This window comes from Paraglaciecola sp. (assembly GCF_051252315.1).
Lineage (GTDB): Bacteria > Pseudomonadota > Gammaproteobacteria > Enterobacterales > Alteromonadaceae > Paraglaciecola.
Genome location: NZ_JBPOFP010000028.1, coordinates 38,120 through 45,640, shown reverse-complemented (window position 1 = coordinate 45,640; position 7,521 = coordinate 38,120). Strand labels below are relative to the sequence as shown.

Genomic DNA, 7,521 nt, shown 5'->3' with positions numbered 1-7,521 from the left:
AAGCTCTTCCCTTAAACATGCCTCTAACATTGACATTTCAACCATATTATCCATTTTAGTCACGCCAATTCTTTGACAAAACTCTTTTATGGAATCAGGGGTGTAACCTCTTCTACGTAAACCAGAAATAGTCGGCATCCTTGGATCATCCCATCCAGAAACATGTTTTTCATCGACCAATTGAATAAGTTTACGTTTACTGAGCACTGTGTATTCTAAGTTAAGCCTTGAGAACTCATACTGATGAGGTTGTACATCTATAGTAATATTTTCAATGACCCAATCGTATAATCTACGATTGTCTTGAAACTCTAGAGTACACAAAGAATGTGTAATGCCTTCTATGGCATCAGATATACAATGCGTAAAATCGTACATTGGGTAAATGCACCATTTATCACCAGTTTGATGATGATGAGCAAAACGAACCCTATACAAAGCAGGATCACGCATACACATGAACGCTGACGTCATGTCTATCTTAGCTCGTAATAAACACTCTCCTTCTTTGAATTCACCCGACTTCATCTTTTCAAATAGAGCTAAGTTTTCTTCGGCACTTGTGTCACGGTAAGGGCTATTTACACCAGGCTTGGTCAAAGTCCCACGCATTTCACGCATTTCTTCTTGGCTTGAAAAATCGACATAAGCCAAACCTTTATTAATTAACTCAACAGCAAAGCCATGGAGCTGGTCAAAATAGTTTGAGGAATAACGTTCTTCACCCGCCCATTTAAAACCTAACCAAGCCACGTCTTGCTGAATAGCGTTAACGTAGTCAATATCTTCTCTTTCTGGGTTTGTATCATCAAATCGTAAATTACATTGCCCTTCATAGTCTTTAGCAATTCCAAAGTTTAGGCAAATAGACTTAGCATGGCCTATATGTAAATAGCCATTAGGTTCAGGTGGAAAACGAGTTTGAATATTAGTATGTTTTCCATCTTGTATGTCTTTATCAATAATTTGACGAATAAAATTGGTCGGACGACTTTCAGTCTCGGCCATTCAGAAACCCTCTTAGTTAAGCAAAATATTATTTGAAAGTATTATATCAGTATCAAGCCTGAAGCTAATATGTTTTTAGATGTAATTGACAAATTAAAGGTTAGTGAAGTTTGTTATTAAAGGTATTTTTAGACTCTTTGCTGCGTTCGTACAAATTTCCATCAATTTCCCATTCCTGATCAATATCTTCTTCCTCACCTTCCCATTCATACTTTTTTTCAACTGGCTTAGGATCAACATCCCGCCAAATTAACGCAGATATAATGCCAACTAAAGCACCAAAAAAATGATACTCAAAAGAGATTTCTTCCTCTCTTGGAAATATGCTCATGGTCATCCCGCCATACATTAAAAATGCAATCATCATGATACCTACTGAACTCTTATCGCGCCGAAATAAACTCACAACAAACAGGTAGAAAAAAAGTCCATGCGTTAAGCCACTCGCACCAATGTGTGACGCTTGTCTTGCAAATATCCAAACACCAATACCCGAGGCAACCCAAACCACCGAAACTACTTTTAACCATGTTTTTGGGTACCCGTAGTACAAAACACTTCCCAGGATTAACATAGCCAAGGTGTTATTGAATAAGTGTTCTAGTGATCCATGAATTATAGGTGCGGTAAATATGCCAATAAGTCCGTAAAAGGTATGTGGGGTAACGCCTAAAAATGATAAATCGACGGAGAATAATATTTCAGCCGATTTCAAACACCACAAACAAACTATGAAAGTAAGTGCGCCTAAAATGCCTTTGCGTAACCGTATGTTTTCGTTCATACAATTAATATGAGGGGATTAAAAATATTTTAAACAGCTAATCTAAAAAAATAAAAAAGCAGTAAACCAATGACAACTTACCGCTTTTACATTTAATGAGTCGTTTGAGGACTAGACTTTAAGATGTTTATTTATCGGCAGATCTCTAATTCGTTTGCCACACGCTCTAAAAATAGCATTACATACACTTGCAGCAACCGGTGGCACACCTGGCTCACCAACCCCAGCAGCTAACTCATCAGATTCAACAATGTACGAATATATTTCAGGACTTTGATGCATTCTTAACATAGGGTAATCATGATAATTTGATTGGACGACAGCACCTTCTTTTACATCGATTTGCCCCATTAGCGCTATCGACAAACCAAATATCATGGCTCCTTCCATTTGTGACTTAACCCTATCTGGATTAATTATTCGACCAGCATCGATCACATTGTACATCTCTAATACTTTTACCTTATCGTTAAACACACGAACTTTAGTTGCCACCGCTACGTAACTTAAAAAGCTCCTATGCACACTAATACCCCATGCTTCATTCTCTGCTGTCGTTTGATTAGCATTTGACTTTTCAACAACTAAATTTAAAACATTCTTTAATCTAGATGTATCGATTGGGTAATCTTCAATGGGCATATCATAGTTTTTATAGTCAAAACCTTGAGCCTTAACATCTAACAATTTATCTTCGCCCAGTAAATCTAACCACGTTTGCTGTGTTGATTTGCCACTGACTAAAGCTAGCTCGTCAACAAACGATCCTAACGCAAAGCCATGTTGAATGTTCGATACAGAACGGATCCAACCAATACGTAAATGTGCAGGTGCTTGATGTTTCTCACAAGACAAGTTATCGATTGTAAAAGGCATATCACCAAATCCTAGTGATAGCTCCATATCAGAGGGTTCAGTTACTTTGTCATTGAAAGTCCAAATGATACTAGGAAAAGCTGAACGTTGGATCCAAGCAGAAACTTGGTTTGATTCTGTCAAACCAGCTTCATAGTGCTGGGCACTAATGGCATGGTAATAGCCAGATTGAATGTCGTCTTCTCTGCTCCAAACTACTTTTACCGGATTACCTGTTTGTTTTGCTAAAATAGCTGCTTCAACAGAAAAATCATGTTTCGATTTTCGTCCAAAGCCACCGCCAAGTAGTGTGATATTAACTTTAACTTGTTCTTGTTTTAAGCCCAAAGCTTGAGCAACAGTTTGTTGAACTCCTTGTGGTGCTTGAGTACATGCCCAAACTTCACAGCCTTCTTGTGTGACTACAGCAGTAGCAGCAGGCGGTTCCATAGGTGCGTGAACTAAGTATGGAACTGTATAACTCGCACTGACAGTTTGTTTGGATTCTTTTATCGCTTTATAAGCGTCACCTGTGTGCCTTACGACTTTGCCTTTGGTGACTATATTTTTACTTAACTCTTCTAAATACTCCTCAGAATTATGAGATTGATTTTCTCCAAGCTCCCAATCTATTTCCAAGGCTTTACGACCTTTAAGTGCTGACCATGTGTTTTTTGCAATCACAGCTACACCATTTAAAGGTTTGAATACCACAGGGAAAGATTGTTCTGGCATAACTATAACATCTACCACTCCGGGTATTTTTAGCGCCGCACTTTTGTTAACTGATTTAACTTTCCCGCCAATCACAGGGCAGCGTTCGATACTGGCAAAAACCATATCGTCTAACAAAACATCTTGGCCAAACTCTGTTGTACCATTCACTATTTTAGGTAAATCAACTATTGGTATAGGCTGACCTATAATTTTAAAGTTTTCAGGTTTTTTAAAGCTAAGTGATTTTACGTCTGGGGAAGGTTGCTCTGAAGCTAAGTCTGCTAGGTAACCAAAACTCAATTTCTGGCCACTTACTTTGTTGATGATGTAGCCATTTTCGGCATAGACGTCTTTGATTGAGGCTTGCCAGAATTTAGCACCAGCACCTTCTAACATTGTTCTAGCTGCAGCCCCCATTTGGCGCATTGCCGAATAGAAATTACGAATAGACCGTGAACCATCGGTGTTTTGACTGCCGTAGGCACTATTCGCCAGTCCTTGAACAACATTTACCTTAGACCAGTCTGCACAAAGCTCTTCAGCTACAATTTGTGGGATACTTGTTCTAATTCCCTGCCCCATTTCACTGCGGTGACAAACAATATTAACCGTATTGTCTTTTTCTATGCTTACAAATAAGTTAAGTGTATTTGAGTCATGATTATTTTCGGCCCAAGCTAGATGGGATGGAACAACAGCGCCCAAAATTAAACCTGAACTGGCAACACCCGTATATTTAAGAAAATTACGACGACTAACGCTCTGTAAACTGTGAGAGTTTTTCATAGATTTTCTCCAACATTTACCGCCAGATCATAATTTAAATCTTGTCCAACTAAACTTAGATTAGATTTAGCTACTGATTTAATCGCCGCTTTAATTCTGGGATAAGTTCCACATCGACAAATGTTGCCTTGCATCGCATTGTCGATTGCTTGGTCATCTGGATTTGGATTCGTTTCCAACAAGGCAACTGCACTCATGATTTGTCCAGATTGGCAATACCCACATTGCGGTACATTGTGATCTATCCACGCTTGTTGAACCGCATGACTATTATCTGAACTAATTCCTTCAATAGTGGTAATCGATTTACCTTCGATAGCTGAAACAGGCATTACACAAGATCGAATTGGTTGACCATCTAGATGTACCGTGCAGGCGCCGCATTGCGCCATTCCACAACCAAACTTTGTCCCTGTTAATTGTAATATATCTCTTAATACCCATAAAAGTGGCGTATCTAATTCAGCGTCCACTTCCGTTACTTGATTGTTCAATGTAAAACGGACCATTTTACCGCTCCTGTATGCAATGCGTGTTTGAATTTATATAACCCATTAGGTCTTCCTGTGTATCAATATCCAATTTAGCTTCGGGGATATTTAAACTTATTACCTCATTAAGGTTGTTGCGGATAATACTTCGTGCACCTTTATCCCCAGACAAGCTTAGTAGTTGGTTCATATATGTCGAAGGAAATATCGCAGGTACACCTATATGTTCTCCGTATTTAGCGGCTATTATATTCGAAGGACGCTCGGATAAAGTCAACAGTAACTTGTTAACAATAGAAGTGTTAATGCCAACTTGATCAGCAAGTGCTATAAATACATGTTCGAAACCATGCTCTAACTGCTCTATTGCATCCCCTAAACTGTGACCCATTCCTTGATCCCAGTTTTTAGCCGTTATTATATTCACACCAGCCGGGACAAGAGACTTAATTTTATCTTTATTACATCCCAAAACAATATTGACCTGACTAATACCAGGCAGTGGTTGTCCGTTTGAGAAGAATGATTGAATACTTTTTAAAATTAGAGGGGTACCGTTAATATCAGCTAATTGTTTAATACCACCAAAGCGTCTCCCTTTTCCAGCGGCCAATATAACGACAGCTAAGGACATGTGTTGAATATCCCACTAATAGACTCCGCATTACCTTTCTCTATCACAGCGTGAGCCTCAGACAGCATAGACAAGGCAATAGATTCAGGCAATTCTCCACCGAGCCTCAAACCAACCGGGTTGGCTAATCTGGTAGTTAAACCTTTTAATTCTAAATTTGCTGTTTCTAGAACTCTTTGTGTTCTATGTACAGGTCCCAATAATCCAATATACTGGGCATTACTATTTTGCAAAAGTTTAAGCGCACTCGCATCAAGCTTTACGTTATGAGTTAACACAAGTGCTGCATCGATATTGAATAGAAACTCCTCATTGACCAATTCTTCAAATTCCCTTCTTTCAATTCTATCAGCACCGTTAAAATATCCTTCTTTGGCATAACCCACTCTAGGATCGACTAATAAAGTTTTCCATCCTAACTCTGCAGCAATCGCCACCACAGGTTTAGCATCTAACCCACCACCAAATATTGCTATGTATGGAGCGGGCTTTAATTTATGAATAAAACAAGCTGTTTCTGCAGTATCTGTTAGCCCAAATTCTAAGGGATCAATTTGTTCCTCGGTTAACACAAGGTTTTTAGGTACAGATAAATCTATATTTTGTTTATAAACAACTGTATGTCTTTCATTCAATGCTTGATTTAACCTGGTTAGCATAAGGTATTGGTTTTCATTATTTACAGGTTGCAATAAAATCTTAACCATTCCGCCGCAACCAATACCGAGTTTCCAAGCGAGGTCCTCCTCTTCTCGCATGTCATATTCAACAATCCTATTGAATCCATTATCCCAGCACCGCCGCGCTTGTCGCATGATGTCAGACTCTAAACATCCACCGCTCAACATACCGTAATATTGACCTAAGTCATTAATCATCATCATGGCACCAGCTTTACGATAAGATGAACCGTCTGTTTGAATAATAGTTGCCAATACCCACTGTTGAGAATCTTTGTGAAGGTTCCAATAATCTAATAATTGGTTAATTCTATTTGCCATTTTTTCTTATCTTTATTGTTACTTTGGTGGATATGTTTGTTTTTCTTTACGTATATCTATAACTAAAGTTTCTGATATTTTATCTTGTATCGCCCGCCTATTGGGATCCCAGAAAACTTGTAAAAAACCCATTAACCCTGTCGCAAATCCAGCTCCGTAACCACCATAACGGCCAAAACTTTCCCATAAATTTAATTCACTGTTATCAAGTTTTAGTACTTTAATTCCAACAAATTTTTTACCGGGTGTTTGACCTTTCCACCAGGCAGTAGAAACACTAAAATAAAATGCAGCCCACCCAAATCCTAAACCTAAATCATCCAAGGTACCTTTTATCCAATCAACTATACTTGTCGAATTCGGCTTGTCGGTACCTATATGAATTTCGGCTGATTGAGAGTTTGGGGTACTTAAGTTTACTTCTTGGCTATTTTTAGTAGTACTTTGCTGTTTTGATTTAAGTTCATATAATTCCATGAGTTTCGGTTTTAGTAGTTCCGCCTTTGTGTTTGGGTATATTTCACTTTGCATTTCAACTACAACATCCATAATACCGGTTGCTTTTTCATGCTCCATTTCAAGTTTAACTAAATCACTAGTTAACTCTTCGGCTAATTTGCCCCAACAATCTTCAGGGTTTAGACATTTCTCATCATCTATTCTTTGTTGAGTATTATTAATCTGAAAAATATACTTTCCGGTTAGGCCTATTGAGGCTATTCCTTCAACTGCACTAAATTCATTAGAGCTTTGAGCATTGCCATCTGTTCCGTAATTTATTTCATCAACAATCCCCATGACAAATACAAACAATAAAATAGCCGTTAAAAATCGTAACGTAATTCTGACGCCGTTAAATCGTTTTTTTTGTTTCAATCTATTTCCAGCACGAAAGAATGTAGCCGCAGCAACTCCCGCTAAAAAGAATCCACTTGCTTGGGTTAACATCCATAGCAACATTCCATCAATACCAATTGCCAGAGCTCTTTTAAAAGGACTCGCTAACGGTGTTCCAAATAACTCTGGGGACACATGAAAAGCATAAGGTGTAACTATTTGGCGGGTTTCTTTTGAGCTATTTGATGTGGAGGACGATTCAATAATCAGTTCATCTGATAAACTTTCAGATTCTATAATCGATTTATTTTCCAACTTATATCCCTAATACAATTTTTAGAACGACATTTATGTCTATTTTTAAAGTTTCACATAGCGGCTAACCATAAGATATAGCTAAATAACACT

The 7,521-nt window shown here is 38.2% G+C and carries 7 protein-coding genes; all 7 read right to left on the bottom strand.

What is annotated here, in order from left to right; all coding sequences use genetic code 11:
* A partial coding sequence (gene glnS, locus ACSHXM_RS07700) for a glutamine--tRNA ligase (protein WP_435688170.1) occupies positions 1 to 1,008 on the bottom strand: 1,008 nt, incomplete at its 3' end.
* Positions 1,009 to 1,108: 100 nt separating this feature from the next.
* Positions 1,109 to 1,792: a rhomboid family intramembrane serine protease gene (locus ACSHXM_RS07695; RefSeq protein WP_435688169.1), complete on the bottom strand. Its 684-nt coding sequence runs from the start codon at positions 1,790 to 1,792 to the stop codon at positions 1,109 to 1,111.
* 111 nt (positions 1,793 to 1,903) lie between these two features.
* Positions 1,904 to 4,150, bottom strand: coding sequence for a molybdopterin cofactor-binding domain-containing protein (locus tag ACSHXM_RS07690; RefSeq protein WP_435688168.1), 2,247 nt, complete (start codon positions 4,148 to 4,150; stop codon positions 1,904 to 1,906).
* Positions 4,147 to 4,659 carry a (2Fe-2S)-binding protein gene (locus tag ACSHXM_RS07685; protein ID WP_435688167.1) on the bottom strand — a complete coding sequence of 171 codons (513 nt, stop codon included), beginning with the start codon at positions 4,657 to 4,659 and terminating at the stop codon, positions 4,147 to 4,149. Before ACSHXM_RS07685 ends, ACSHXM_RS07690 begins: the two co-directional genes overlap by 4 nt.
* A 1-nt stretch (position 4,660) precedes the next feature.
* The gene (locus ACSHXM_RS07680; RefSeq protein ID WP_435688166.1) at positions 4,661 to 5,275 is read right to left on the bottom strand and encodes a nucleotidyltransferase family protein; all 615 of its coding nucleotides are present in this window, start codon (positions 5,273 to 5,275) and stop codon (positions 4,661 to 4,663) included.
* Positions 5,266 to 6,276, bottom strand: coding sequence for an XdhC family protein (locus tag ACSHXM_RS07675; protein ID WP_435688165.1), 1,011 nt, complete (start codon positions 6,274 to 6,276; stop codon positions 5,266 to 5,268). The genes ACSHXM_RS07680 and ACSHXM_RS07675 overlap by 10 nt, the downstream gene beginning before the upstream one ends.
* An 18-nt stretch (positions 6,277 to 6,294) precedes the next feature.
* A complete protein-coding gene (locus ACSHXM_RS07670) occupies positions 6,295 to 7,428 on the bottom strand; it encodes an RDD family protein (RefSeq protein WP_435688164.1) in 1,134 nt (377 codons plus the stop codon).
* Positions 7,429 to 7,521 lie beyond the last annotated feature (93 nt).